This window comes from Arsenicicoccus sp. UBA2120, assembly GCF_002330965.1.
Lineage (GTDB): Bacteria > Actinomycetota > Actinomycetes > Actinomycetales > Dermatophilaceae > Arsenicicoccus > Arsenicicoccus bolidensis.
In genome coordinates this window covers 17,029-41,704 of sequence record NZ_DCYC01000070.1, presented here as the reverse complement: position 1 = coordinate 41,704, position 24,676 = coordinate 17,029, and the positions used below count along the sequence as shown (strand labels likewise).

Here is a 24,676-nt window from a genome sequence, read left to right as displayed (position 1 = left end):
GGTCACACCCCCAGCCGCGAGAGCAGCCGTTCCGCGGTGACTCCGGGTCCCCCGAGCAGCAGCTGGGACGACTTGGCGCGCCGGAAGTAGAGGTGGGCCGGATGTTCCCAGGTGAACCCGATGCCACCGTGCACGTGGATGTTCTCGGTCGCGGTCATCATCGCGGCCTCGGAGCAGACCAGGTGGGCGACGGCCGCCGAGACATCGGCCGGGGCACGGTCGGGCTCGCTGTCGGCGGCGTGGGCCGCCTCGATGGCAGCTGCGCCCGCCAGCTGCACCCTGGAGTACATGTCGGCGCACCGGTGCTTGACGGCCTGGAACGAGCCGATCTGGCGGCCGAACTGGACCCGGTCCTTGGCGTAGGCCACGCTGGCGTCGAGGCAGGCACGTGCTGCGCCGACCTGCTCGGCGGCCAGGGCGACCATCGCTGCGTCGAGGACCGCGTCGAGCACCGGCTCCGCGCCACCCTGTGTCCCGATGAGCCGGGCGCGAGCCCGGTCGAGGCGGAGGGAGGCCACCCTCCGGGTGAGGTCCAAGGTGCGCAACGGCGTCCGCTCGACCCCATCGGTCTCCGTCAAGAGGAAGAGGGACGGGCCCTCGGGAGCCTGCGCCGCCACGACGAGGACGTCGGCGGCGGCCCCGTCGATGACGAGGGTCTTGACCCCGGTGAGCTCCCAGTGGTCGTCGTTCGGCACCGCTCGTGTCTCGAAGTCCGTGGTCCGCCAGCGACCGTCACCCTCGACCAGCGCCAGGGCGGCCAGCGTGGTCCCGTCCACGATGCCCGCCAGACATTCCCGGGCGACCGCGTCGGAGCTGTGGATCAGCGCTGACCCGGCCAGGACGACCGTGCCGAGGAATGGGGTGGGGGCCAGGGTGCGACCCAGCTCCTCGAGGACGACCGACTGCTCGACGGCGCCGTAGCCGGCGCCTCCCAGGCCCTCGGGAACGGTGAGCGAGAAGGCCCCGAGCTCTGCGAGCCGTGACCACAGCCTCGGATCGTGGCCCAGCTCGCTGTCCATCGCGACTCGCCGGCCGGGTTCGTCGGCGAGCCGGTCGAGGAGATCGCCGACGCTCCTGCGCAGGTCGGCTCGTTCGTCGGCTGTGGTCCCGGTCATGATCCGCTCCGTGACGTGCGCTGGTCCCGATAGGGAGTAGTCGAGTCGCTGCTCGGTTCCTTCGGGAGGCCGAGGACCCGCTCGCCGAGGATGTTCTTCATGATGTCCTCCGTGCCGCCGAGGATGCGCAGGGCAGGTGTGGACAGCAACAGCTCGTTCCACGAGAAGGCTCCCCACGCGCCCGTGTCCGCGATCAGCCGTGGACCGACCACCTCGGCTGCGAAGTGTGTCGCACGGGTGATGTTCTGGGAGTACATCAGCTTGGAGACCGAGGCCTCGGGTCCGGGCTCTCCACCGGAGATGAGATGGTCGAGCGCCTGCCGGTTGAGGTAGGACGTCGCCATCTGGTCGGCGGTGAGCTCGGCCAGTCGGCGTCGCGACGCGGAGTCCTCCGACAGGCCGTGCTCGCGCAGGAGCGCGCTCAGGAAGGGCAACGACACCGCCCGGGCCGCGGGCCCGGCCCCTTCCGACCCCACGCTGGCTCGCTCGTTCAGCAACGTGGTCAGTGCGACTCGCCAACCGCCGTCGACCTCTCCGAGCCGATGGGAGTCCGGGACCCTCACGTCGGTGAGGAACACCTCGTTGAACTCGGCGCCGCCACTCATCTGGCGCAGGGGTCGGACGTCCACCCCCGGCGATGCCATGTCCACGAGCAGCGCGGTGATGCCCTTGTGCTTGGGCTGGTCGGGGTTGGTGCGGCAGAGGGCCAGACCGACCTGGGCATGCTGTGCCACGGAGGTCCAGACCTTCTGACCGTTGATGACCCACTCGTCGCCGTCACGGACAGCTCGGGTCGACACGTTGGCGAGGTCCGAACCGGCCGACGGCTCGCTGAACAGCTGGCAGGCGATGATCTCTCCGGCGTACAGGCGCGGAAGGTACTCAGCCTTGGCCGCCTCGGTGCCGTGCGCCAGGATCGTCGGTCCGATCATCCCGAGACCGATGAGCGAGAGCACCCCGGTGTCCGGCACCTCGTACTCCGCCTCGATGGCGTCGTAGACCAGGTCGTGCACCGGCGTCAGGCCTCGGCCTCCGAACGCTGCAGGGCCGGTGATCCAGCCCAGTCCCGCGGCGTACCTCGTCTGCTGCCAGTCCCGCGCGGCGGTGACCTCTCGTGCGTTCTCCTCTCGACCGGCATCCCCGAAGTAGGTGATCAGGTCCTCGCCCTCGCCCCATGCGAGCTGCGTGGTCTCGGGTCGTCTGGGCGCTGCCACGTCCAGGAAGGCACGAACCTCCTGCGCGAATGCCTCCATGTCGTCGGGCGCTGTCGTTGGGGGCTGGTCGGTCACGTCCTGCTCCTCGTCAGATAGATGCGATGGGGTATGCCGCGGTCCCGGTGAGCAGCGAGTCGCCGAGGGACTCCTCCAGCCGGGCCTGTCCTCCGAGCAGCAGGTCGAGCGCGGCGGCTCGGGTCACGTGTCGGTGCATCGGGCTCTCCATGGTCAGTCCCATGGCGCCGAGAACCTGGACGCCGGTGCGCATGACCTCGGCCTGTGCACGCCCGGCGCGCGCCTTGGCGGCGGCAGCCGCCCACCCGGTGGGAGCCTCGGGCGAGGCCTCGCTCATGAGGACCGCCCAGGCTGCGTCCAGGAGGAAGGAGGCGGACTCGATGGCCACGTGGGCCTCCGCGAGGCGGTGGCGGACGGCTTGGAAGGACCCGATGGCTCGACCGTACTGATGCCTGGTGGTGACGTGCTGGACGGCGGTGCGTAGGGCCGCGTCGCACACACCGAGGATCTCCGACGACAGGGCAAGGCGGCCAAGGGCGAGCCCCGCTGTCCAGTCGACGGCCTGGGCGTCCCAGGATCGGTCCGCCGACTCCGGAACCGGGTCCTCGGTATCGAGCAGGAGCCACCTCGATCCAGGATCGAACCCGGCAGAGGGGCCGCACCGCTCGGTGATCCAGGTGGCAGGGACCGGGCGCAGCAGCACGCGCTCTCCATGACACCCGGGCACCAGGACCAGCGCGTCCGGTGACGGGGTGTCGAGCAGCAGTCCCCGGACACCGACTCTCTCCCGAGCGCCGGGGCGAGCGGCGTCGTCATCGGGGTGGGGGAGCAGCAGCGTGGTCTGTCGCTCGGCCGCAGGGAGTCCGCCGCCGAGGAAGCGGAGCATGCTGTCGGACAGGGCGTTCGTGCTGGCCAAGGCCGACCCCTGGGCCCGGAACAGCAGGCTCGTGGCCGTGGCAGCGTCCTCGGCCTCCACCTCGGACCAGCCGAGGGCGTCGAGGGCGGCGCCCACGCTCGGGCCGGAGGTGTTGTCGGCAAAGAGCTTGGTCAACGAGTCGGCGAGCGACGCACGGGTCTCGTGGTCGAGCCCGCCTGGCGCGGGTGTGCGCGACGTCATCGTGCCAGCTCCTTCGGTAGGCCCAGGACGTGATCCGCCAGGATCGTCCGTTGCACCTCGGCCGAGCCCCCGAGGATCGTGGCGGAGCGGCTGTACCACCACTCGGCGCGCCAGGCCCGTAGCCCGGGATCCTGGGAGAGGAGGAAGTCCGGTCCGAGCAGATCCCTCGCGAGGTCGTGGAGGCCCTGCTCGGCCGCGGCGAGCAGGACCTTGTCCACGCTGGCCTCGGGACCCACGGTCTCACCGGCGGCCAGCCGCCGCACCGTCTGCGAGCTGCGGGCCCGCAGGGTGACGATGTCGAGGTAGGTGGCCCCGAGTTGTCGCCGAGCACCGTCCGGGATCGGAGCGCTCCGGGCGACGAGGAGGTCGCGGAGATCGGTGAGGCGGCGGAGGGCCACCGCCGCGCTCTGCCAGGCGAACATGGCCCGTTCGTACTGCAGGAGGAACATTGCGACGGTCCAGCCCTGGCCCTCCTCGCCCACGAGCCGGTCGGCCGGGACGATGACGTCGTCGAAGAAGATCTCGGCGAGCTCGTTGTCGCCGCTGGCCAGGGCGATCGGCCGGGCGGTCACGCCCGGTGAGTCGACATCGATCATGATCATCGACAGGCCACGGTGCCGTGACTCGGTGCTGCCGGTGCGCACCAGGGCGACGAGTCGACGAGCCGTGGCGCCGTGGCTCGTCCACAGCTTCTGCCCCGACACGACATAGTGGTCGCCGTCGCGCCTGGCGCGGGTCCGCAGCGCCGCGAGGTCGCTGCCGGCATCGGGTTCGGAGAAGCACTGTCCCCACCACTCCTGGCCACGAAGGTAGGCCGGTGCGTAGCGTGCGGCCAGGTGGGGTGAGAAGGCGGTGATGGCAGGGCAGAGAGTCTCGAGAAGCAGATGCGGCTCGGGCACCGGCAGCCCGGACCGAGCGAGCTCGTCGTAGAGGATGCCCCGGTGACGCTCGTCGCCACCCAGGCCGCCGACCTTCTCGGGCCAGCCGTAGAGGTTCCACCCGCCATCCCCGGCGAGGGCACTCATCAGCGCAGCGTCCTCGGCGATGCGCGTCTCCGTGCTGACGTGCTGGCGGTCCCGGAACCGAGCGAGCTCGGGCGCCGCGGCGAGGTGCGCGCGGAGCGCTGCGCGGTACTCGTCGGGATCGACGGCAAGGGTGGCCGAGGGACCAGGTCTGTCGCTCACGCGTCGGCCTTGGCCGCTCGAGACGCGGACCGGTCCAGGAAGGCCTTGACCAGGTCCTGGTGCTCCCGGGTGTCGAACGCCGCGAACTCCTCCTGCAGCGCGTACTCCAGAACACCGGCGATGGCACGCTTCATGTGCATGTTGAGGGCACGCTTCGTGCTCTGGACCGCCTGCGGTGGCTGCGCTGCCAGTCTGTCGGCGAACGCCAGTGCGGCGTCCATGAGCTGAGCGTCAGGGACCATGCGGTTGGCCAACCCGAGATCCACGGCCTTGGCGGCGGGGATCCGTTCGCTGGTCAGGAGGTACTCCTTCGCCCGCAGCATCGACATCATCATCGGCCAGGTGGGGGCGCCGCCGTCGGCGGCGGTCAGCCCCACCCCCACGTGCGGGTCGGCGATGAATGCCGACTCCGCCATGATCACGATGTCGCTCGCCACAGCCAGGTTGCACCCCAGCCCGACGGCCGGGCCGTTGACCGCGGCCACGACCGGGAGGGGGAAGTCGATGATCTCGGTCAGCAGTCGGCGAGCTCCGTCGATCTCACGACGGCGCGCCTCACGGTCGTCCCACAGCTCGACGAAGTGGTGGAAGTCTCCCCCCGCGCTGAAGGCCTTGCCCGCACCGGTGAGGACCACAGCACGGGCGTCGAGGTCGGCAGCGAGGTGGCGCCAGACCTTGATGAGGGCGCCGTGCAGGGCTTCGTTGGTCGCGTTGAGGTGCTCGGGCCGATTGAGCGTGACGATCCGCACGGCACCGCGGGATTCGACGAGCAGTTCAGGAGCGAAGGGATTGTCCATGGGTCCTCGAGTCCTCCGGGAAGGCAGTAGATCTTCATCAGAACCCCAATTGACGAATATGTCAAGAACCGGCTAGCCTCGCTGGCGTACCCCCAATCTTGTGCCGGGGGTCTCCCGCCGATCAGCGAAGGAGTACGGCATGGCGTCTGAACGTCTGCTCGAGGGCAGGGTCGTCATCGTGACCGGTGGTGGGCGGGGCCTCGGTCGAAGTCATTGCCTGGAGCTGGCGTCTCGCGGTGCCACGGTGGTCGTGAATGATCTTGGCGTGGGGGTGGGCGGTGAGGGCTCTCGAGAGGATCCCGCCAGCGAGGTCGTCGACGCCATCACCGCAGCGGGCGGCGTGGCCGTGTCGGGCGAGGGGTCGGCCAGCGACTGGGGGGCCATGGAGGCGCTGGTGGCCTCGACCCTCGATCGGTTCGGCCGCCTCGACGGAATCGTCAACAATGCTGGGATCCTGAGGGACGCGACCATCACGAACCTGGGGGAGCAGGACTGGGACGCGGTCATCGACGTCCACCTCAAGGGCACGTTCACGCTCACGCGCCATGCCTGCAACCACTGGCGCAGCGAGCACAAGGCCGGGCGTCCTGTCTCGGGCCGCATCATCAACACCACGTCTGGCGCCGGCCTGGCCGGCAACGTCGGGCAGGCGGCCTACTCGGCGGCCAAGGCCGGCATCATCGCCCTCACGCAGGTCACCGCCATGGAAGGCGCCCGCTACGGCGTGGCGGCGAACGCGATCTCGCCGATCGCGGCCACGCGCATGATGGCCAACCTCGACCTCCCCACCAGCCACGACGACGGCTGGGACCCCCTCGACCCCGCGAACGCCTCTCCGGTCGTGGCATGGCTGTGCTCAGCGGCGTCCGGATGGATCACCGGGCAGGTGCTCCGCATCGACGGGAACACCCTCATCGCCATGGAGCCGTGGAGCGGCGGTAGGTCTGTGCGAGCGCGGAGCGGGGAGCGCTTCGACGCGAGCGAGATCGACCTCGGCCTCCGGCGGGCTCTCGGTGCCTTCCCCGGGGGGCTGGCAGCACTGGGGTCCCCCGCGGTGACGCGATGAGCACGCTGCAGGGGATCGGCACCTACCTGCCGGTGTGGGTCGATGGCCGACGCCGGGTCGCCGGTGCCGACGAGGACGCACTGACCCTCGCGGTGGCGGCGGGGAGGGCCGTCCTCCATGGTGAGGGTGTGCCGGACGACTACGTCACCAAGGTCGTCCTGGTCACGCGGGACCTGCCCCTCGTCGAGGGCGGCAACGGAGCCGCCCTGCTGGCCGGGCTCGGTCTGGCCAGGGGGGTCTCGGTGGTCGAGCAGGTCGGGGGAGCCCCCGACGTGCTCGACGTCATCTCCGGGGCGGAGCCCAGGACGCTCGTGCTCGCGGCCGACCTCGACCCCGCGGGTGCCGGCGCCTGCCTGGTCGGCCCCGATGGTGCCTCCGAGGCGACGCTCAGCCTGCTCGGCCGGGTCACGCGGAGCCTGCCCGTCACGAGTCGTGGCCGGGACGGGATCCGCTGGGACTACGACGATCCCCGGTTGATGCTCGAGCGCGGGGCCAAGGTCGCGCTCGCGGAGCTCGACCTGGGCAAGGTGCCCGATGTCGTCGCGGGACTGGGTGCCAAGCCCGCCGGTGCGCTTTCGGCCGGCACGGCGCCCCTCCTACCCACCACTGGAGCGAGCGCCGCGGTCTTTGCCCTGGCCGCCGCCCGGCCGGGTGATGTCGTCCTGGCCTCGGAGCAGGCCAGCGCCGTTGCCGCTGCGCTGACCGCCACCCCTCCGGTCCATCGCGACGAGGCGGCGCTGCGAGAGGTGAGCCGGACGCGCGCGACCCCCGGACCGGACATCGGCATCTCCCTCCCGGCATACGACCGGGCCTTCGACGCCAAGGTGAGATGGGAGGCAGGCCGCTGTGATGCCTGTGGCCACCTGGCCATGCCACCGCGGTTGCGCTGCACCCGATGCGGCTCGGAGGACGGCTGGTCGCTCGAGCCACTTCCGCGGACCGGCGTGGTCTACAGCAAGGTGGACATCCACGTACCCGTGCCTGGACGTGCCACGCCGTACTCCCTGGCCATCGTCGAGCTCGACGGCACCGACGTGCGCACCCTGGTGACCGTGACCGGAGCGCCTGCCGGATCCGTGGACATCGGGGACCGGGGCACGCTCGTGCTCCGGCTGGTCGACACCCGATCCGGCGTGCCCGACTACGGTCATGCGCTGCTGCCCGAGAGTGTCGTCGATCCAGAAGGAGAGAGCGCATGAGACGCGTCGCGATCGTCGGGGCCGGCATGACGGCCTTCAAGGAGCATTTCGACCTCGGTATCAAGGATCTCGTCCCGATGGCGGTCACCGAGATGGCCGCGAGCGTCGACAAGGGACTGGACCGAGCCGACATCCAGGCCGCCTGGTTCGGCGAGCTGACAACGACCGACGGCTTCCCCTCCGGGATCCTCGCCGACTCGTGCGACCTGCTCGACATCCCGGTGACCAGGGTCGAGAACGCGTGTGCCACGGGCAACGACGCCGTGCGCAACGCCACCTTCGCCGTAGCCTCCGGCGCCTTCGACGTCGCCCTCGTGGTCGGGGCTGACAAGGTGCGCGAGTCCTCGTCGCGCTCCACCTTCTGGGAGTGGGCCAAGCTCACCCGCGATGTCGCGTGGGACTACCCGGTGGGCCTGGTCGCCCCCGCGAACTTCGCTCTGCACGCGGCCAGATATCTGCACGAGTCTCCCGCCACGCGCGAGCACCTGGCCATGGTGGCGGTCAAGAACCACAAGCACGCCGTGCCCAATCCCAAGGCGCAGCTCCGTTACGAGATCACCATCGAGCAGGTCCTGAAGGCCCCGATGGTCGTGGCTCCGTTCGGGTTGCTCGACTGCACACCACAGAGCGACGGTGCCGCCGCCCTGCTGCTGGTCGCCGAGGACGTCGTCGACAGGTACACCGACGCCCCTGTCTGGGTCCGTGGCGTCGGCCTGGGTTTGGACCGGGTGATGCACCAGCACAAGGCTGACCTGACGACCTTCCCGGCCACCGTGAAGGCGGCCAAGGCCGCCTACGCCATGGCCGGCGTCGGTCCGGACGACATCGACCTGGCCGAGGTGCACGACTGCTTCACCGCTGTCGAGCTCATCTCCTACGAAGACCTCGGCTTCACCGAGCAGTTCGGCGCCGCGGCCTACGTCGCGAGTGGCGCCACGACCGTCGGGGGCGCGCGGCCGGTCAACGCCAGCGGAGGGCTCAAGGCCAAGGGCCACCCGCCGGGCGCCACGGGGGTGGCGCAGTGCGTCGAGCTCTTCGAGCAGCTGCGGGGCGATGCCTCCAACCAGGTCGACGGCGTTCGCACCGCCCTCGCCCACAACATCGGGGGACCCACCGCGGTCTCGGCCGTGACCGTCCTGTCCAGCCAGAAGGGTTGAGCCATGCATACCTACGTCAGGCCTGAGCATCGACTCGCGCCCCAGCCGACCGCAGAGTCCTCACCCCTGTGGACGGGTGGCGAGCGCGGCGAGCTGCTGATCAATCGGTGCCGCGGGTGCGGCCACTTCTTCCACCCCCCGGCCCCGGTGTGCTTCCGCTGCCGCAGCGTCGATGTCGCCCCCGAGCCGACGTCCGGGCGCGGCGTCGTCGCGGCATACACGATCAACCACCAGACGTGGCTCCCAGGCATGCCGCCTCCGTATGTCGTCGCGATGATCGAGCTCGTCGAGGACCGAGACGTACGGCTCACGAGCAACGTGGTGGGCGTGGACCGGGAGGACCTGCGCGTGGGCCTCGAGGTCGAGGTCTTCTTCGAGAGGTGGGGCGAGGCCGACGACTCGGTGTGGATCCCGCTGTTCCGCCCGTCGTCCGCGGTAGTAGTCCAGGGAGCGTCGGCATGAGCCGCGGAGGGCCCTTCGAGGGGCGGGCCGTGATCACGGGGGCAGGTAAGTCCCAGGTGGGGCGCCGACTCGGCCGGACCGGGCTCGACCTCACCGTCGAGGCCTGCCTGAGGGCCATCCAGGACGCCGGGCTGACCGTTGACGACATCGACGGCGTGGCCAGCTACCCCGGTGGCGAGGGGACCCCAGGATTCTCGGGGGCGACGACGATGGAGCTCCAGAACGCGCTGGGAATCTCGGCGACCTGGTACATGGGAGGTCTCGAGACCGCCGGGCAGATCGGCCCCGCCATCGAGGCATGCATGGCGGTGACGCTCGGCCTGGCCAGTCACGTCGTGGTCTTCAGGTCCGTGTGGGAGTCGACCGCCCAGGCCGGCGGCAACCGGGCCTCCACCTTGGCAGGGTCAGCGAAGGCGAGCGGGCACCTCGAGTACTTCGGGCCGTTCGGGGCCATGTCCCCGGCCAACTGGTTGGCGATGCCGGCCCAGCGCTACATGCATGACTTCGGGCTGACCCGCGAGCATCTCGGTGCCATCTCGCTCAACGCACGCTCTCACGCCGGGCGCAACCCTGACGCTGTCTACCGGGACCCCCTCACGATGGAGGACTACCTTGCGTCACGCATGATCTCGGAGCCGTTCTGCCTCTATGACTGCGACGTGCCCTGCGACGGCGCGACAGCCGTCATCGTCTCGCGGCGCGAGGCCGCCAAGGACCTGCCGCGCGCACCGCTGACCGTGGAGTCGGTGGGGACGGGGATGCTGGAGCGCGCGACCTGGGACCAGCGGCGTGATCTCACCACCATGGCGGCCCACGACGCTGCCGCGACCATGTGGGAACGCACCTCGTTCGGCCCCCAGGACCTCGACCTCGCCCAGCTCTACGACGGCTTCAGCTTCCTCACCGTGCAGTGGCTGGACGCCCTCGGCTTCTTCCCCCACGGAGGCGCCGGGGACTTCATCGGCGATGGCGAACGCTTCGGGCTCGGCGGGTCACTGCCGATGAACACCAGTGGCGGACAGCTCTCCGGCGGACGCCTGCACGGCATGGGATTCCTGCACGAGGCATGCGTCCAGCTCTGGGGCGAGGGCGGGGAGCGCCAGGCCCTCAACGACCCACAGCTCGCCGTCGTCGCCGTCGGTGGCGGCCCGGTCGCAGGATCCCTCCTGCTGAGCAAGGACTGACCCGATCCACGACCCCCTCGCGAGCAACGAGAGCAAAGGAGCCATCGTGCCCGACATCATCGACCCTGCCACTGCACCAGCCGGCATCACGGTCTATCACGGCGTGGAGGACCTCGTCGCAGCCGTAGGAACCGAGCTCGGACCCTCGGCGTGGCTCGCCATGGAGCAGGCCCGCATCGACCTGTTCGCCGACGCGACCGAGGATCACCAATGGATCCACGTCGACACCATGAGGGCAGCAGAGAGTCCCTATGGCGAGACGATCGCCCACGGGTTCTTGACGCTGGCCCTGATCCCGCACTTCATGAGCTCGTTGAGACGGTTCGACGGGGTTCGCATGGGGATCAACTACGGGCTGGACAAGGTGCGCTTCCCGACGGCAGTGCCCAGCGGTTCCCGCGTTCGAGGACGCATGCGTCTGGATCAGGTCGACCCGCTGCCTGACGACGGTGTCCAGCTCACGACCACGATCACCGTGGAGGTCGAGGGACAGGACAAACCGGCGTGCGTGGCCACCCTCCTCAGCCGTTACTACTTCAACCGATGACCGTTCACGACGAGGCGGAGCCGTGCCCATGAGCAATGACGTCACCCTGGGGTCCTGGCCCCCCCACGACCCACGAACGGTCACCGCGGCGGACTGGACCTGGTTGGTCCAGGGCCGCACGTGGTGCGGCCTGGTCGCCGAGCGGGCCGCGACCGCCGGGGATGACCTCTTCCTCCTCGACGAGCACGGGGCCCGGATGACGTTCGGCGAGTTCGCGGCCCGGGTGGACCGAGTCGCTGCGGCCTTGGCCGCCGAGGGCATCGGCCCCGGCTCCGTCGTCGCCTGGCAGCTTCCCACGCGGGTCTCGTCCGTCCTCGTCCTGGCTGCCCTGCGCCGCCTGGACGCGGTGCAGGCACCGATCATCGCTCTCTACCGCGAGCGCGAGGTCACCGTGTCCCTGGAGTCCGTGGGCGCCGAGTACTTCATCGTGCCGGGGGAGTGGGGAGGGTTCGACTTCACCGCTATGGCGCAGCACATCGCCGCGGCCGGCGGGCCCGCGCCCACGGTGATCACGGTGGGGCTCGAGGCACCTGAGGTCGACGACACGTCGACCCTGCCCCGGGTGCCCGACGCCGAGGAGGACCGAGACCAGGTCCGGTGGATCTTCTTCACCTCCGGCTCGTCCGGGGTTCCCAAGGGTGCTCGTCATACCGACGGGACGATCCTGACCGGCGGGACGGCCTTTGCGGGGATCGGTGGCATGGGTCGGCGAGCCGACGAGGTCTCGGCGATGGTATTCCCCGTCGCTCACATCGGCGGAGCCCTGTACCTCATCACGTCCCTGTCCGCAGGCTTCCCCGTCCTGGTGCTCGAGTCGTTCCACCCGGCGCAGGCCCTGGCCGAGTTCCGCAAGCACGCGGTGACGAGCACGGGGGGTGCACCCGCCATGTATGCCGCCCTGATGGCCATGCAGAAGGGGTCCGCGGAGCCGCTGCTGCCTGATCTGGAGCTCCTCAAAGGCGGCGGTGCTCCGTCTCCGCCGGAGTACGTGGCGGCAGGGCAGGAGATCCTCGGCGCGATCATCGCCCACGACTACGGCATGACCGAGGTGCCCATGATCGCGGTCGCGGACCCCGCCACCGATCCCGCCATCCTGGCGCTGACCGACGGGATGGTCATCCCAGGCAACGAGGTCAGACTCGTGGATCTCGACGGCAATCCCGCGGCCGAGGGGGAGGACGGACTCGTCGAGGTCCGGGGTGAGGCCGTGTGCAAGGGCTACACGGACATCACCAAGAACGCCGAGAACTTCACCGACGACGGGTGGTTCCAGACCGGAGACCTGGGACGAATCCACCCCACCGGCCACCTCGAGGTCGTCGGACGCATCAAGGAGATGATCATCCGCAAGGGGGAGAAGATCGCGCCGATGGAGATCGAGGAGCTGCTGAGCAGGTACCCGTCCGTCGCCGAGGTGGCGGTCGTCGGGCTCCCCGATGCCGAGAGGGGCGAACGCGTGTGTGCCGTGGTCACGCCCGCCCCCGGATGCAGGCCCCCCACGCTCGTCGAGCTCACGACCTACCTGAGCGAGCAGGGCCTGATGAAGCAGAAGCTGCCCGAGCAGCTCGAGATCGTGTCCGAGCTGCCCCGTACCGGCCTGTCCAAGGTGGCGAAGAGCCAGCTCCGGTCGCAGTTCGGCCAGCAATCAGTTCCCCACAACGAAGGAGAGCAGTCGTGAAGATCGATTTCAGTGAAGACGTCGCAATCGTCACCGGCGGTGCAGGTGGCCTGGGTGAGGCGACCGTTCGTGCCCTTGTCGAGTCCGGGTGCGGTGTCGTCATCGCGGACATGAACGACGACAAGGGCGGGGCGCTGGCCCGAGAGCTCGGAGCCACGGTGCGCTACGTGAGGACGGATGTCCTCGACGACGATGCTGTCGGTGGCGCCGTCGAGGCGGCGAAGGAGCTGGGCATCCTCAGGTACGCCGTGACCGCGCACGGCGGTTTCGGAGTGGCCGACCGCGTCGTCAACCGCGAGGGCCGGCCGGCACCGATGGAAGGCTTTCGCAAGACCGTCGACCTCTACCTCAACGGCACCTACAACGTCATGCGTCTCGTGTCCGCAGAGGTGGCGCAGGCCGAGCCCAACGAGGACGGCGAACGTGGTGCGATCGTCACCACAGCCAGCATTGCGGCCTATGAGGGCCAGATCGGACAGACCTCCTATGCCGCCGCGAAGGCGGGTGTCGTCGGGCTCACCCTCGCGGCCGCTCGCGACCTGAGCGCCGCCGGGATCAGGGTGGTCTGCATCGCTCCCGGGACGATGAAGACTCCCATCATGGAATCGGTGGGGGCCGAGATGCTGGCCAAGTTCGAGGCCGCCGTGCCCTTTCCCAAGCGACTCGGGGAGCCGTCCGAATACGGCGCGCTCGTGGTACATGCGCTCGCCAACCCCTATCTCAACGGCGAGGTCATCCGTCTCGACGGAGCGCAGCGTTTCGGTCCGCGCTGACCTGAGGTTGCCGCACACCGGGTCTGACGTTAGTGTCAATTCATGACTGAAGAGCTCGCTGGAAAACGTGCCCTCGTCACGGGCAGCAGCTCCGGGATCGGCGCCGGGATCGCCCGTGCGCTGGCCGCGGAAGGGGCGTCCGTCATCGTGCACGGCCGCGACCAGGGTCGCGCCCGGGAGGTCGCGGACGGCATACGCACGAAGGGCGGGACCGCGGAGGTGGTGACCGCGGACCTGGCCTCCGAGGCGGGAGCTGCCGAGCTTGCGGCCGCCGCCTCGGAGGCGTTCGGCGGGATCGACATCCTGGTGAACAACGCCGGGGGAGCCTCCGATGGGCCGGTCAAGTCGTGGTTCTCCGTGCCTTTGGACGAGTGGTCGGTCAGCTATCAGCGCAATGTCCTGGCTGCCGCCAAGCTGATTCATTGCCTGGCTCCGGGGATGAAAGAGCGTGGCTGGGGGCGGGTGGTCCAGATGGCCACCGCTGCAGCGACGATCCCGACCGCAGCCCAGCCGGAGTACGGGACGGCGAAGGCCGCGATGCTGAACATGAGTCTCGGGCTCTCGAAGGCGTTGGCCGGGTCCGGCGTCACCGTCAACGCCGTCTCTCCGGGGATGATCCGCACCCCTGGGCTCGATGACTTCCTGCGTGACTTCGCCGAACGCCGGGGGTGGGGTGACGACACGAGCAAGGCGGCCGACTACATCCTCAAGGGCACGGGGCAGACGGTGCACCGCATCGGCACCGTCGAGGACGTGGCTTACGCGGTCATCTGCCTGGTCAGTCCTCGAGCCGACTTCCTCAACGGTCTGAACCTGCACGTCGACGGAGGCGGTACCGCGAACCTCTACTGAGCCGGCGATGAGAGGGTCGCCGACCCGCGGTACGGCTGTTCCGATGGCCCGAAACCTGGTGACGAAGTCGTCAAAAACAGGTAGCGTATGGATACGAGAGCTTCACCAGACAAAGGAGTCTGAGCCTGATGCCACTACAAGACCACCACCAGATCGTGTCCGTCGACGACCACCTCATCGAGCACCCGAGGGTGTGGCAGGAGCGGCTTCCGGAGGCGCTCAAGGAACGCGGGCCGCGGATCATCGAGAAGGACGGCAAGCATCAGTGGGCCTACGACGGCAACATCTACCCCACGATCGGTCTCAACGCCGTCGCCGGGAAGCCGCCGGCTGAGTGGGGCCTGGATCCCTTCCGTTACGAGCAGATGGTTCCGGGGTGCTACGACCCCGTAGAGCGGGTCAAGGACATGGACACCGACGGGGTGCAGGCCGCCCTCTGCTTCCCGTCCTTCCCAGGATTCGGTGGCAACATCTTCCACCGCGCCTCTGACAAGGACCTCGCGCTGCTGTGCGTCCAGGCGTGGAACGACTTCAACGTGGACGAGTGGTGCGCGGCCGCCCCGGACCGGCTCATCCCGATGTGCATCATCCCCATGTGGGACATCGGCCTGGCCGTCGAGGAGGTACGACGTGCGGCGGCCAAGGGTGCGCGCACGGTCACCTTCCCCGACAGTCCCGTTCCGCTGGGCCTCCCGAGCTTTCACAACGACGCCTGGGAGCCGTTCTGGACAGCCTGCGAGGAGACGGACATGGTGGTCTCCTTGCACTTCGGGTCGAGCGGGCACGTCCCCGGCTACTCGTTCTCGACGATGCAGGCGGTACCCGGTCAGATGACGATGCCTGACGCACCCTTCGCCGTCGCGATCGCGCTGTTCGCCACGAATCTCATGTGGAGCACCGTCGACCTGCTCTTCTCCGGCGTCCTGCAACGACACCCCAACCTGAGGTTCTCCCTCGCCGAGGGTGGGATCGGGTGGATCCCGTACATCCTCGAGCGATGCGACTTCGTGTGGGACCGTCACCGCCACTACATGCACAACATCGACTTCGACGCCCGCCCGTCGGACCTGTTCCGCAAGCACATGTGGGGGTGCTTCATCGACGACGAGTTCGGCGTTCGCAACCTGGACGTCATCGGCGCCGACAAGGTGATGCTCGAGATCGACTTCCCGCACTCGGACTCGAACTGGCCGAACAGCCGCAGGCGGGCGGCGGAGGTGCTCGCCACGGTCCCCGACGACGTCGTCACCGCCATCACCGAGACCAATGCCCGCGAGCTGTTCAGATTTCCCCGCGTCGGCTGACCTGCGTCAGGTCCTCTCCGCCGGCCCACGTGGCCGCGAGAGGACGCGGGCCTGAACCGTGGCAGTCAACACCTGCGAGAGGCATCGTATGAGCACCCACGTCGACGTGAGCGACGTCGAGCGCGTCCTGGCCGCGTACACCTCCCTCGGGGACTCTGGCCGGGTCGAGGACCTGGCGGCGCTGTTCGGTCATGACGGCACCCTGGAGGTCGCGGGGTTGGCTCTCGAGGGGCCTGCAGCCATCGCTGGATTCCTCAGGACGATGGGGCGGGAGATGGCCGGTGCGGGCGGTCTCCTGCCCGGCTATCATCTCGTCGGTCGGCGGCGCGTGGAGGTTCACGGCCCCGCCGCGGCGATCTCGAGCAGCACCTTCGTCTTCATGGCTCCGGGCGGGCCGGACCACTGGGGCACCTACCGTGACGACCTGACCCGGGACGAGGACGGGTGGCGCTTCGTCAAGCGGTCGGTGGGCTTCGACGGGTTCACGGACTCGTCGACGGCCCGCTCGATCGTCGACGGGGTGCGGGCTCGAGCGCGCGACGATCGCGGAAGGCGTGATGGCCCGTCGTCTGCCGACCCGGTGCGCCGTCGATGACGACCCGCTCGACCTGAACCGTCGTTCGCCGAAGAAGGAGCTGGGACATGGAGCTCGGGATAGCTGGACGCACCGCCCTCGTCGTCGGCGGCAGCAAGGGGATCGGGCTGGAGGTTGCGCGCCTGCTCGCCGCCGAGGGGAGCAGGGTGGCGGTCGTGGCTCGCACCCCGAAGCACATCGATCGTGCCGTGGACCAGATCAGGTCGAGCGGCGGAGTGGCCCTGGGTGTGGCGGCCGACATGACGACCCAGCAGGGCATCGAGTCCGCCGTCTCGACGGTGGCGTCCACCTTCTGCGCACCCGACATCGTCGTGACCCAGGCCGACTTCCACGTGCGCGGCTTCTTCGCCGAGATCGAGAACCGGGAGGCGTTCGTGGAGTCCTACCGCGCCTACACGCTGAGCCAGGTTCACATGCTTCATGCCGTGCTCCCGTCCATGGCCCAAGGTGGATGGGGTCGCTTCGTGCACATCGGCTCGGCGACCGCGAAGGAGCCGCAGATGAACCCTCCGCACACCGTCGCCAATGCCACTCGACCAGCCACCGTGGGCCTGCTGAAGAGCGTGGCCGACGAGTATGCGCGGCACGGGATCACGATCAACACCGTTGCGCCCGGATGGATCGGCACCCGGACCACCGAGTGGTACCTGACGGAGCACGAGGGACTCGCGGACGTGGACGCGAGGAAGCGCTGGCTGATCGAGACCGCCGGCGTCCCAGCAGGGCGTCTGGGCGACCCCCGGGAGATCGCGTCGACCATCGCCTATCTGTGCTCGGACCTGGCTGGATACCTCACGGGGCACTACATAGCGGTGGACGGCGGCCACCACCGTTCCGCCTTCTGATCGCCAGCGCGGGTGGGGGGCGCAACCCGCCCCGCCGTGCGCGGCCTCGAGCCTCGGGTCGGACGGATGCCCGAGCGTTCGGGCGGGCACGTCACGCCTGGCCCACGCCGCGGTGGATGATCGAGGCGAGGGCTTGGATGACGTCGTCACGGGCCACACCGAGGTCCTGGACGGTGACCTGGAACCAGGCGCGGTCCAGCGCGGCGAGGGCCGTGAGGCCGAGGGCCTCGGGTGCACTCGTGGGGTCCTGCTGGCGGGCCCTCAGGTGCATCCCCAGCAGAAAGGACACGCGCAGCTGCATCCTCGTGCTCAGGGTGCGGACGTCGGTGTCGGAGGGGCCGGACGAGGCCGACGAGAAGATGAAGGATCCATGGCGGTCCATGAACGCGAAGTAGGCCTCGACCCACTCCACGATGTCCGCCAGCGCAGGCGTCTTGGGCAGGGTGTCCCAGCGGGCGATGACCTCGAGGATCTCGTCGTAGGCGGTCTGCCCGAGCAGGTTGAACACCTCTCGCTTGTCCTTGAAGTAGGTGTAGAACCCCGCGCGTGAGATGCCGCAGGCGTCCGTGATGTTGTTGATCCTGGTCCCGGCGTACCCACGCTCGAGGAAGAGCTTGCGGGACGCCTCGAGGATCGACTCGCGCGTCCGTTGTGCCCGCCAGCCCAAGGTGTCCTCGCTGGAGACGCCGTCCGCGAAGGACTCGCTGGGGTGGGCCCCGGTGGTCTGGGCTGCGGTCACTGAAACGTTCTCCTGACGTCGACGGGGGCTTCGGGCCTGCTCGACCATGCTACTTGACGCTTATGGCGGCATCCGTCAGGCGCACCGGTCGGGTGGTGCCGGTGACCGGGGCTTTTTCCCAGCCTCTGTCTGCGAGGTGCTCGACACTCGACCTTACTAGCGGTACTGTGGATTTATTGACGAAAGCGTCAGATACTACGAGCGGAACGAAGAAGGAAGTGGCGGGATGTCAATCGAGACCCAGGCCGCGCCGACGAGTCAGGCCGCACCGGATGTGGGCTACCCGATCTACGACGCGGACCAGCACTACTACGAGCCGGTCGACTGCCTGAGTCGACACCTGGACCCGAAGTACCGCGGCATCGTTCGCTGGGCTGACATAGGTGGCCGCAAGACGGTGCTCATCAACGGGCGACAGCTCACCGTCGTCCCCAACCCGACCTACGACCCGGTGGCCGAACCAGGGTCGCTGGAGACGTACTTCAGGTCCCAGAACGTCGAGGGCAAGGAGCTGCGGGACATGGTGCGGATGCACAGCATCCAGCCCGAGTACCGCAACCGGGACGAGCGGATCAAGCGGCTCGACGAGCAGGGTGTCGAGCAGACCTGGCTCCTCCCCAGCTTCGGTCTGGGGATCGAGGAGATGCTGCAGGAAGATCCCGAGTCGACCGCCGCCATCTTCACGGCCTACAACCGGTGGTTGGACGAGGACTGGGGCTTCGCGCGGGACAACCGCATCATCGCGCCACCCATGATCACGTTGATCGATGCGCAGAAGGCCGAGGAGGAGGTCGACCGGGTGCTGGCGCTCGGCGCCCGCATGGTCATCCTCAAGGCCGGACCGGTCGGCAACCAGTATGGGCGTCCGCCGTCGCCCGCCGACCCGCAGTTCGATCGCGTCTGGGCCAAGCTGGCCGAGTCGGGCACCGTCGTGGTCATCCATGCCGGGGACGCTGGATACACCAAGTTCCTGTCCGACTGGGGCGAGGGGACCAAGTACACCGGCCTGAAGTCGTCGCCGCTGACGGAGGTCCTGTCGCTCGGGGTCGAGCGCCCGATCTTCGACATGATGGCCGCCATGATCTGTCACGGGCTCTTCGACCGTCACCCGGCGCTCAAGGTTGCCACCGTCGAGCTGGGCTCGGCCTGGCTGCCGGACCTGCACCGCCGCCTCCGGGCCGCCTATGGCAAGACCCCTCAGCTCTTCGGGCGGGATCCGATCGAGTCGCTGCGGGAGCACGTCTGGATCGCGCCCTTCTACGAGGACAAGGTCGACGTCCTCCGCGAGGTCCAGGGCGCAGACCGGATCCTGCTGGGTTCGGACTGGCCGCACCCCGAGGGACTGCCGACTCCGCGCAGCGCGGTGGCGGACTTCGAGGTCCTCGGTGCTGAGGACATGCGCAAGGCGCTGCACGACAACCAGCGGCTGCTGACCGGGCCTCGCTGATCGACCTGCGCTGGACGGTGGTGAGCGAGCTCCGACGGGAGCCGAGCCACCGTCCGGCGTTGTGGTCGCGTCAGTGGAAGAGGTCGACCACCGAGCGGTCCCGCCGTTGCTCGGCGAAGATCTCCCGTCCCGCCCCCTCCAGGTGCCGGCGCCAGTGCAGCTCTGCAGCCTCAGCGTCACGAGCCTCGAGGAGGGTGACCATCTTGGTGTAGGAACGAATGGTGCGGCGGAAGCCGGCTGATGCCTTCTGGTCCGTGTGCAGGTCCTGGGCGATGGCTTGGCGCAGGTGAGTGGCCACGATGTCGGCCAGCACCTCGCACTGCACCGCCAGGGTCTGGTTGCCGCACCTCTCGAAGATGAGCTCGTGGAAGCTGTACGTGAGGTCGGACCACAGCGTGGGATCGGGCACGGCTTCGACGCCCGCCTCCACGAGCGCGCTCAGGTCGGCGACGCACTGGCGCAGGTCAGTCAGGTCGCGAGGGGTGCGGCGCTGCGCGAGGAGGCGTGCGCAGTAGGGCTCCACCACAGAACGTGCTTCGTACACGTCGATCAGCGTGGTGGCCCGTAGCTGGAGGAGGAGACCGACATACCTGGCCGCCACGGAGCTGTCCGGGCTCATCACCTGTGCCCCACCTCTTGACCCACGGCGGACGTTGATGAGCGTCTCCGTCTCCAGGATGCGGAATGCCTCGCGCAGCGTGGGGCGCGAGACGCCGTACTGGCCCATGAGCTGGACCTCGGGGGGCAGCGTCGCTCCCGGCTTGAGATCTCCCTTGACGATCTGGCGGCGCAGGTCGGTGGCGATCAGCTCAGCGGTCTTGGGTGCTCGTACGACATGGCCGACCCGGGCGGGGGGGGAGGTGCTCATGGGCGGACCCTACCCGGGTAACAGTGAACTCATTGTGGTCAGTCAGGCCCTTTGCGTGTCGGCCGGACCGATGTCGCGGAAGAGTGCCTGCTGAGCCAGGCTGACGCCCAGGGTGCCGTCCTCGGTGAACATGGATCCCGTGTACAGACCCCGCCCGTGCGCCGTGCGAGCCGGCTCCATGATGTTGAGCAGCCACTGGTCGGCGCGGACCGGCTGGTGGAACCACACGGCGTGGTCAAGGCTGGCGCCGGTCGTACCCGAGCCGTCGTGCAGGCGACCGAGGCCGCTGGAGCCGTCGGACATGTAGGTGACGGCGGCCGCATGGATGAGGGGATCTGTCCCCAGGTCGCTGGTGCACCGTGACCAGAAGCGCTCGGGGAACGGCAGGTCTGGTGTCGGCTGCTCGAGCAGTCCCCACTCGTGGGCGAACAGCCTCGGGACCGGAACCTGCTCGCAGAGGGCGGGGGCAGGCACGGCGGGCGCCTCGGTGACCTGGTTGTCCGGCCCGGCGCCCTCGGTCGCGAAGGACATCACTGCGGTGAAGATGGCGAGCCCGTCCTGGCGCGCGACGACGCGACGAGCCGAGTAGTTGCGTCCGTCACGGTCACGGTGCACCTCGAAGACCGTGGGCATGTCGCACCGTCCGCTGCGCAGGAAGTAGCCGTGCAGGGAGTGGGGGAGGCGATCGTCGCTCACGGTCCGGCCCCCGGCGACGAGGGCCTGGGCGGCGACCTGGCCGCCGTAGAGCCGGTACTCGTCGTCGTACACGAAGTTCGCCCGGTAGAGGTCCGGCTCGACCGGCTCCAGCGCGATGACGTCGTTGAGGTCCACGCCGATCACGAAGTCGGCCTGGCGCGCGACGGATTCGACGTCATGGGTCTTCATGGTGCTCATGGTCGCATTATAGTACAATCAGTTATCTACTAGGCTCCAGATGTCGGGGGCCGTCATCTGCTCGGAGGTCGTTCGTGGACGTTGATCTGACCCAGCTCATCCTGCGGCTCGCCCTCGGGCTCACCCTTGTCGCCCACGGCTGGAACAAGGTGTTCGGGGCCGGGGGGTTGAGTGGCACGCAGGGATGGTTCGAGTCGCTGGGGCTGCGGCCCGCCTGGGTCCACGCCCGCGTGGCGGCCGGCACGGAGATCGGTGCCGGACTGCTCGCCATCGTGGGGCTCGCGACCGGCCTGTCCGCGATGGCCTTCGTCGGGCTGATGGTGGTGGCCATGCGAACCGACCACCGAGGCAAGGGCTACTTCGTGTTCAAGGGGGGCTGGGAGTATGTCCTCTTCGTCGCGGCAGCAGCGGTGGCCCTGGCTGCCGGCGGCCCCGGTCGCTGGTCCGTGGATCACCTGATCGGCCTCGACCTGGCCGGACCGTGGTGGGCGCTGGCAGCGGCTGTCGGTGGCGTGGCCGCCGCGCTCGGACTGCTGGCAGCGTGCTACCGACCGGCCCGTACCTCCTGAGAGCCGGTCGGCCGGGGCGCGAGGCGCGGCATGGCGGCCACGTCAGCGCGGCGTCGATGTCGGTCTGATCACACCCTCTTGAGACGTCGTCGCAGCGAGCCGGCCGCGCTCGTCGAAGATGTCACCACGAGACAGCGATCTGCCGTGCCCGTTCCAGAGCGCCTGCATGTCGTGCAGGAACCACTGGTCGGCCCGGACGGACTGGTGGAACCAGATCGCATGGTCGATGCTCGCGAACTGCAGATCGCCCCCGGCGAAGGTCATGCCGTGCGGTGCCAGCCCGGTGGAGAGCAGGAGAAGGTCGGAGCAGTAGGCGAGCGCCGCCGCGTGCAGGAGGGGCGCATCTCCCAGGGCGTCCTGCACGCGGATCCACACGCTCTGGCGGTCGCCCGACGATGACTCCCTGGCTGTCGCGCGGGCCGGGGGCTCGGGGAAGCGCAGGTCGACCCCCAGCCAGCTGCTCAGGTGCCGGCACCACTCGCGCAGCTCGGGATCGTGCGCGAAGGCCGATGCGGGGGAGGGGGTCTGCGCGGGTGAAGGGACGCGCAGGTGCGGGCCCTGGTGGTTCAGCTCGGTGGCGTCCCCGCGGTGGAAGGACGCTGTGAGGGTGAAGATGACGCCTCGGCCCTGCGCGGCCTCGACGCGTCTGGTGCTGTAGGCCCCGCCATCTCGCAGTCGATGGACCTCGTACGTCATCGGTGCGCTGGAGTCGCCCGGCCTCAGGAAGTGGGCGTGGGCCGAGTGGATGGGGCGATCCCCGGGGACGGTCCGCCCGGCAGCCATCACGGCCTGGCCCATGAACGTCCCGCCATAGGTGCGAGAAGGCCGCTCGGTGGTGTCGAGACTCCGGAAGAGGCTGTCATCGACCTGGTCGAGACTCAGGATCGACCTGAGCGAGCGTTCCGGCACCGTTCCTCCTCGGGCTACGGTTGTCTTCACTGGGTTAAATCATTATACTATAAGGGCCGCTCGTGACCGTCACGGGCCGAGACGGAGGTTCCCGTGTCCCCTCGCGATGTGGTTGTCGTCGACGCTGTCCGTACGCCGGTCGGGCGTCGCAACGGCACCCTGGCGGACCAGCACGCCGTCGACCTGTCCGCCCATGTCCTGCAGGCCCTGCGCGACCGGACGGACTTCGACCCGGCCGTCGTCGACGACGTCATCTGGGGTGTCGTCAACCAGGTGGGCATGCAGGCTCTCAACACCGGTCGCAACGCAGTCCTGGCGGCCGGTTGGCCTGAGTCCGTCCCGGGCACGACCTTGGACCGCCAGTGCGGGTCGTCGCAGCAGGCTGTCCACTTCGCCGCAGCGGGGATCGCGTCCGGTCAGTACGACCTAGCGATCGCCGGTGGCGTCGAGATCATGAGCCGTGTCCCCATCGGTTCCTCGACCCGTGTCCAGGAGCTGGGGTTCGGCCACTCGCAGGCGATGCTCGACCGGTACGGCGTCTCCGAGTTCAACCAGGGCACGGGTGCCGAGATGATGGCCGAGCACTGGGGTCTGACGCGTGAAGCGGTCGACGAGTTCGCTGCGTCGTCCCACGCCAAGCTGGCCGACGCCATCGACGCCGGCCGGCTCGAGGGCCAGATCGCAACGGTTCCACTGGCGGACGGGTCCGTGTTCGCGGTCGACGAGGGCCTCCGGCGCGGGACCTCCGTGGAGTCGCTCTCGGGGCTCAAGACGGTGTTCAAGGAGGACGGGGTCATCCATGCGGGCAACTCCTCGCAGATCAGCGACGGCGCGGCAGCCCTCCTGCTCATGTCGGCCCAGCGCGCGGACGAGCTCGGCCTCGAGCCGATGGCTCGGTTCCACACCGGAGTCGTGGCAGGCAGCGACCCGGTGATGATGCTCTCCGGCCCGATCCCTGCCACGCAGAAGGCTCTGGAGCGCTCGGGACTGTCCATCGAGGACATCGGGGTGTTCGAGGTCAACGAGGCCTTCGCCCCGGTGCCGATGGCATGGCTCAAGGAGACCGGCGCGGATCCCCAGAGGCTCAATCCCAACGGTGGTGCCATCGCGATCGGTCATCCCCTGGGCGGGTCGGGGGCGAGGTTGATGACCCAGATGCTTCATCACATGAAGGACAACAGCGTTCGTTACGGACTGCAGACCATGTGCGAGGGCGGGGGCATGGCGAACGCCACCATCCTCGAGCTGCTCTGACCCCCAGACCCACAACCCAAGGAGAGCCCATGTCCGAGCAGGTCCTGGTCGAGGCGCGAGATGGCGTGCAGATCATCACCATCAATCGCCCCGACACCAAGAACGCCCTCAACCTGGAGGTGGCCGTGGCCGTGGCCGCGGCCGTGGACGAGCTCGACGCGCAGGATGACCTGCGCGTCGGAGTCCTCACGGGCGCTGGTGGGGTCTTCTCCGCAGGGATGGATCTCAAGGCGTTCCTGGCCGGCGAGTCCCCCGCGATCGAGGGTCGTGGCCTGTGCGGCATCACGCAGACGCCGCCGCGCAAGCCCCTCATCGGGGCGGTCGAGGGGTGGGCCCTCGCCGGTGGTTTCGAGCTGCTCCTGGCCTGCGACCTCGTCGTCGCGTCGGGGACGGCTCGCTTCGGTGTGCCGGAGGTCAAGCGCTCACTGGTTGCCGGTGGGGGCGCGGCGCTGCACCTGGCCAGACGCATCCCCCTCGCCCTCGCCCTGGAGCTGCTCCTGACGGGGGACCCGATCGACGCGGATCGGGCCGCCCGCATCGGGCTGGTCAACCGGCTGGTGCCGGAGGGAGAAGCGCTCGCGTCAGCCCTGGAGCTTGCCTCGACCATCGCGGCGAACGGGCCGCTTGCCGTCGCGGCGACCAAGGCGATCGCCAAGCAGTCCGCTGACTGGACCTGGGCGGACGGCTGGGTCGCCCAGGACGCGCTGATGATGCCGGTGTTCGAGTCCTCCGACGCGCGAGAGGGTGCCCAGGCCTTCGCGGAGAAGCGACCCCCGGTCTGGACGGGCCGCTAGGAGCAGGGACGTCCCGGTCCTGTTCCAGGCGCTGAACGGTCGCGCTCACAATAGGTATACTGATATAGTCTTATGGAGAATCCGCGCCCCGGGGGCGC

24 protein-coding genes and 2 pseudogenes are annotated in these 24,676 nt (G+C 69.1%); 16 read left to right on the top strand and 10 right to left on the bottom strand.

Annotation, left to right across the window (positions count from 1 at the left end; translation table 11 throughout):
- Positions 1-2 precede the first annotated feature (2 nt).
- From B2P18_RS10365 to B2P18_RS10345, 6 genes and pseudogenes are all read right to left on the bottom strand, one after another.
- Positions 3-1,115, bottom strand: a complete 1,113-nt coding sequence (locus tag B2P18_RS10365; RefSeq protein WP_286958406.1) for an acyl-CoA dehydrogenase family protein — start codon at positions 1,113-1,115, stop codon at positions 3-5.
- A pseudogene (locus tag B2P18_RS18910) lies at positions 1,112-1,579 on the bottom strand (acyl-CoA dehydrogenase family protein); the annotation flags it as partial. The pseudogene B2P18_RS18910 and the gene B2P18_RS10365, both read right to left, overlap by 4 nt.
- Before the next feature lie 156 nt (positions 1,580-1,735).
- Positions 1,736-2,368 (bottom strand): annotated as a pseudogene (locus B2P18_RS18905) (acyl-CoA dehydrogenase family protein); the annotation flags it as partial.
- A 49-nt stretch (positions 2,369-2,417) separates the two neighbouring features.
- Positions 2,418-3,461, bottom strand: coding sequence for an acyl-CoA dehydrogenase family protein (locus B2P18_RS10355; RefSeq protein WP_286958408.1), 1,044 nt, complete (start codon positions 3,459-3,461; stop codon positions 2,418-2,420).
- Complete coding sequence (locus B2P18_RS10350) at positions 3,458-4,645, bottom strand: acyl-CoA dehydrogenase family protein (protein WP_286958409.1); 1,188 nt, start codon at positions 4,643-4,645, stop codon at positions 3,458-3,460. Before B2P18_RS10350 ends, B2P18_RS10355 begins: the two co-directional genes overlap by 4 nt.
- Entirely contained in the window at positions 4,642-5,442 is an 801-nt protein-coding gene (locus B2P18_RS10345) for an enoyl-CoA hydratase/isomerase family protein (RefSeq protein WP_286958411.1), read from the bottom strand. The genes B2P18_RS10350 and B2P18_RS10345 overlap by 4 nt, the downstream gene beginning before the upstream one ends.
- Before the next feature lie 139 nt (positions 5,443-5,581).
- Here B2P18_RS10345 and B2P18_RS10340 point away from each other — a divergent pair, with 139 nt between their 5' ends.
- From B2P18_RS10340 to B2P18_RS10285, 12 genes are all read left to right on the top strand, one after another.
- The gene (locus tag B2P18_RS10340; protein ID WP_286958761.1) at positions 5,582-6,508 is read left to right on the top strand and encodes an SDR family NAD(P)-dependent oxidoreductase; all 927 of its coding nucleotides are present in this window, start codon (positions 5,582-5,584) and stop codon (positions 6,506-6,508) included.
- Entirely contained in the window at positions 6,505-7,707 is a 1,203-nt protein-coding gene (locus B2P18_RS10335) for a Zn-ribbon domain-containing OB-fold protein (protein ID WP_286958757.1), read from the top strand. Before B2P18_RS10340 ends, B2P18_RS10335 begins: the two co-directional genes overlap by 4 nt.
- Entirely contained in the window at positions 7,704-8,864 is a 1,161-nt protein-coding gene (locus B2P18_RS10330; protein ID WP_286958416.1) for a thiolase C-terminal domain-containing protein, read from the top strand. The genes B2P18_RS10335 and B2P18_RS10330 overlap by 4 nt, the downstream gene beginning before the upstream one ends.
- 3 nt (positions 8,865-8,867) lie before the next feature.
- On the top strand, positions 8,868-9,326 hold the full coding sequence (locus tag B2P18_RS10325) for a Zn-ribbon domain-containing OB-fold protein (RefSeq protein WP_286958417.1): 459 nt from the start codon (positions 8,868-8,870) through the stop codon (positions 9,324-9,326).
- Entirely contained in the window at positions 9,323-10,510 is a 1,188-nt protein-coding gene (locus tag B2P18_RS10320) for a thiolase family protein (protein WP_286958418.1), read from the top strand. The genes B2P18_RS10325 and B2P18_RS10320 overlap by 4 nt, the downstream gene beginning before the upstream one ends.
- Positions 10,511-10,556: 46 nt before the next feature.
- On the top strand, positions 10,557-11,057 hold the full coding sequence (locus tag B2P18_RS10315) for a MaoC family dehydratase (RefSeq protein WP_286958419.1): 501 nt from the start codon (positions 10,557-10,559) through the stop codon (positions 11,055-11,057).
- Positions 11,058-11,085: 28 nt separating this feature from the next.
- Positions 11,086-12,735: an AMP-binding protein gene (locus B2P18_RS10310; protein WP_286958420.1), complete on the top strand. Its 1,650-nt coding sequence runs from the start codon at positions 11,086-11,088 to the stop codon at positions 12,733-12,735.
- A complete protein-coding gene (locus B2P18_RS10305; RefSeq protein ID WP_286958421.1) occupies positions 12,732-13,508 on the top strand; it encodes an SDR family NAD(P)-dependent oxidoreductase in 777 nt (258 codons plus the stop codon). The genes B2P18_RS10310 and B2P18_RS10305 overlap by 4 nt, the downstream gene beginning before the upstream one ends.
- 42 nt (positions 13,509-13,550) lie before the next feature.
- The gene (locus B2P18_RS10300; RefSeq protein WP_286958423.1) at positions 13,551-14,360 is read left to right on the top strand and encodes an SDR family NAD(P)-dependent oxidoreductase; all 810 of its coding nucleotides are present in this window, start codon (positions 13,551-13,553) and stop codon (positions 14,358-14,360) included.
- 128 nt (positions 14,361-14,488) lie between these two features.
- Positions 14,489-15,664, top strand: coding sequence for an amidohydrolase family protein (locus B2P18_RS10295; RefSeq protein WP_286958424.1), 1,176 nt, complete (start codon positions 14,489-14,491; stop codon positions 15,662-15,664).
- Positions 15,665-15,752: 88 nt separating this feature from the next.
- On the top strand, positions 15,753-16,259 hold the full coding sequence (locus B2P18_RS10290; RefSeq protein ID WP_286958425.1) for a nuclear transport factor 2 family protein: 507 nt from the start codon (positions 15,753-15,755) through the stop codon (positions 16,257-16,259).
- A gap of 47 nt (positions 16,260-16,306) precedes the next feature.
- Positions 16,307-17,104, top strand: a complete 798-nt coding sequence (locus B2P18_RS10285) for an SDR family oxidoreductase (protein ID WP_286958732.1) — start codon at positions 16,307-16,309, stop codon at positions 17,102-17,104.
- A gap of 91 nt (positions 17,105-17,195) precedes the next feature.
- Here B2P18_RS10285 and B2P18_RS10280 read toward each other — a convergent pair whose 3' ends face one another.
- Positions 17,196-17,843, bottom strand: coding sequence for a TetR/AcrR family transcriptional regulator (locus B2P18_RS10280; protein ID WP_286958428.1), 648 nt, complete (start codon positions 17,841-17,843; stop codon positions 17,196-17,198).
- Between the two features lie 226 nt (positions 17,844-18,069).
- Here B2P18_RS10280 and B2P18_RS10275 point away from each other — a divergent pair, with 226 nt between their 5' ends.
- Positions 18,070-19,290: an amidohydrolase family protein gene (locus tag B2P18_RS10275; RefSeq protein ID WP_286958429.1), complete on the top strand. Its 1,221-nt coding sequence runs from the start codon at positions 18,070-18,072 to the stop codon at positions 19,288-19,290.
- Between the two features lie 70 nt (positions 19,291-19,360).
- Here B2P18_RS10275 and B2P18_RS10270 read toward each other — a convergent pair whose 3' ends face one another.
- Positions 19,361-20,158, bottom strand: coding sequence for a FadR/GntR family transcriptional regulator (locus B2P18_RS10270; RefSeq protein WP_286958430.1), 798 nt, complete (start codon positions 20,156-20,158; stop codon positions 19,361-19,363).
- Between the two features lie 42 nt (positions 20,159-20,200).
- Positions 20,201-21,052, bottom strand: coding sequence for an acyl-CoA thioesterase (locus B2P18_RS10265; protein ID WP_286958431.1), 852 nt, complete (start codon positions 21,050-21,052; stop codon positions 20,201-20,203).
- Positions 21,053-21,126: 74 nt separating this feature from the next.
- Here B2P18_RS10265 and B2P18_RS10260 point away from each other — a divergent pair, with 74 nt between their 5' ends.
- Positions 21,127-21,621, top strand: coding sequence for a DoxX family protein (locus B2P18_RS10260; RefSeq protein ID WP_286958433.1), 495 nt, complete (start codon positions 21,127-21,129; stop codon positions 21,619-21,621).
- A 42-nt stretch (positions 21,622-21,663) separates the two neighbouring features.
- Here the strand turns inward: B2P18_RS10260 and B2P18_RS10255 are convergent, their stop codons facing one another.
- Positions 21,664-22,530 carry an acyl-CoA thioesterase gene (locus B2P18_RS10255; RefSeq protein WP_286958434.1) on the bottom strand — a complete coding sequence of 289 codons (867 nt, stop codon included), beginning with the start codon at positions 22,528-22,530 and terminating at the stop codon, positions 21,664-21,666.
- A gap of 93 nt (positions 22,531-22,623) precedes the next feature.
- Between B2P18_RS10255 and B2P18_RS10250 the strand changes: the two genes are divergently transcribed.
- Positions 22,624-23,784, top strand: a complete 1,161-nt coding sequence (locus B2P18_RS10250) for a thiolase family protein (RefSeq protein ID WP_286958435.1) — start codon at positions 22,624-22,626, stop codon at positions 23,782-23,784.
- Between the two features lie 29 nt (positions 23,785-23,813).
- Positions 23,814-24,578, top strand: coding sequence for a crotonase/enoyl-CoA hydratase family protein (locus tag B2P18_RS10245; protein ID WP_286958436.1), 765 nt, complete (start codon positions 23,814-23,816; stop codon positions 24,576-24,578).
- Positions 24,579-24,676: the final 98 nt, after the last annotated feature.

Bases quoted from the DNA above. Each gene is read 5' to 3' on its own strand.
- B2P18_RS10365 (WP_286958406.1), bottom strand. From the start codon at position 1,115: ATGACCGGGACCACAGCCGACGAACGAGCCGACCTGCGCAGGAGCGTC.
- B2P18_RS10355 (WP_286958408.1), bottom strand. From the start codon at position 3,461: ATGACGTCGCGCACACCCGCGCCAGGCGGGCTCGACCACGAGACCCGT.
- B2P18_RS10345 (WP_286958411.1), bottom strand. From the start codon at position 5,442: ATGGACAATCCCTTCGCTCCTGAACTGCTCGTCGAATCCCGCGGTGCC.
- B2P18_RS10340 (WP_286958761.1), top strand. From the start codon at position 5,582: ATGGCGTCTGAACGTCTGCTCGAGGGCAGGGTCGTCATCGTGACCGGT.
- B2P18_RS10335 (WP_286958757.1), top strand. From the start codon at position 6,505: ATGAGCACGCTGCAGGGGATCGGCACCTACCTGCCGGTGTGGGTCGAT.
- B2P18_RS10330 (WP_286958416.1), top strand. From the start codon at position 7,704: ATGAGACGCGTCGCGATCGTCGGGGCCGGCATGACGGCCTTCAAGGAG.
- B2P18_RS10325 (WP_286958417.1), top strand. From the start codon at position 8,868: ATGCATACCTACGTCAGGCCTGAGCATCGACTCGCGCCCCAGCCGACC.
- B2P18_RS10320 (WP_286958418.1), top strand. From the start codon at position 9,323: ATGAGCCGCGGAGGGCCCTTCGAGGGGCGGGCCGTGATCACGGGGGCA.
- B2P18_RS10310 (WP_286958420.1), top strand. From the start codon at position 11,086: ATGAGCAATGACGTCACCCTGGGGTCCTGGCCCCCCCACGACCCACGA.
- B2P18_RS10300 (WP_286958423.1), top strand. From the start codon at position 13,551: ATGACTGAAGAGCTCGCTGGAAAACGTGCCCTCGTCACGGGCAGCAGC.
- B2P18_RS10295 (WP_286958424.1), top strand. From the start codon at position 14,489: ATGCCACTACAAGACCACCACCAGATCGTGTCCGTCGACGACCACCTC.
- B2P18_RS10290 (WP_286958425.1), top strand. From the start codon at position 15,753: ATGAGCACCCACGTCGACGTGAGCGACGTCGAGCGCGTCCTGGCCGCG.
- B2P18_RS10285 (WP_286958732.1), top strand. From the start codon at position 16,307: ATGGAGCTCGGGATAGCTGGACGCACCGCCCTCGTCGTCGGCGGCAGC.
- B2P18_RS10275 (WP_286958429.1), top strand. From the start codon at position 18,070: ATGTCAATCGAGACCCAGGCCGCGCCGACGAGTCAGGCCGCACCGGAT.
- B2P18_RS10270 (WP_286958430.1), bottom strand. From the start codon at position 20,158: ATGAGCACCTCCCCCCCCGCCCGGGTCGGCCATGTCGTACGAGCACCC.
- B2P18_RS10265 (WP_286958431.1), bottom strand. From the start codon at position 21,052: ATGAGCACCATGAAGACCCATGACGTCGAATCCGTCGCGCGCCAGGCC.
- B2P18_RS10245 (WP_286958436.1), top strand. From the start codon at position 23,814: ATGTCCGAGCAGGTCCTGGTCGAGGCGCGAGATGGCGTGCAGATCATC.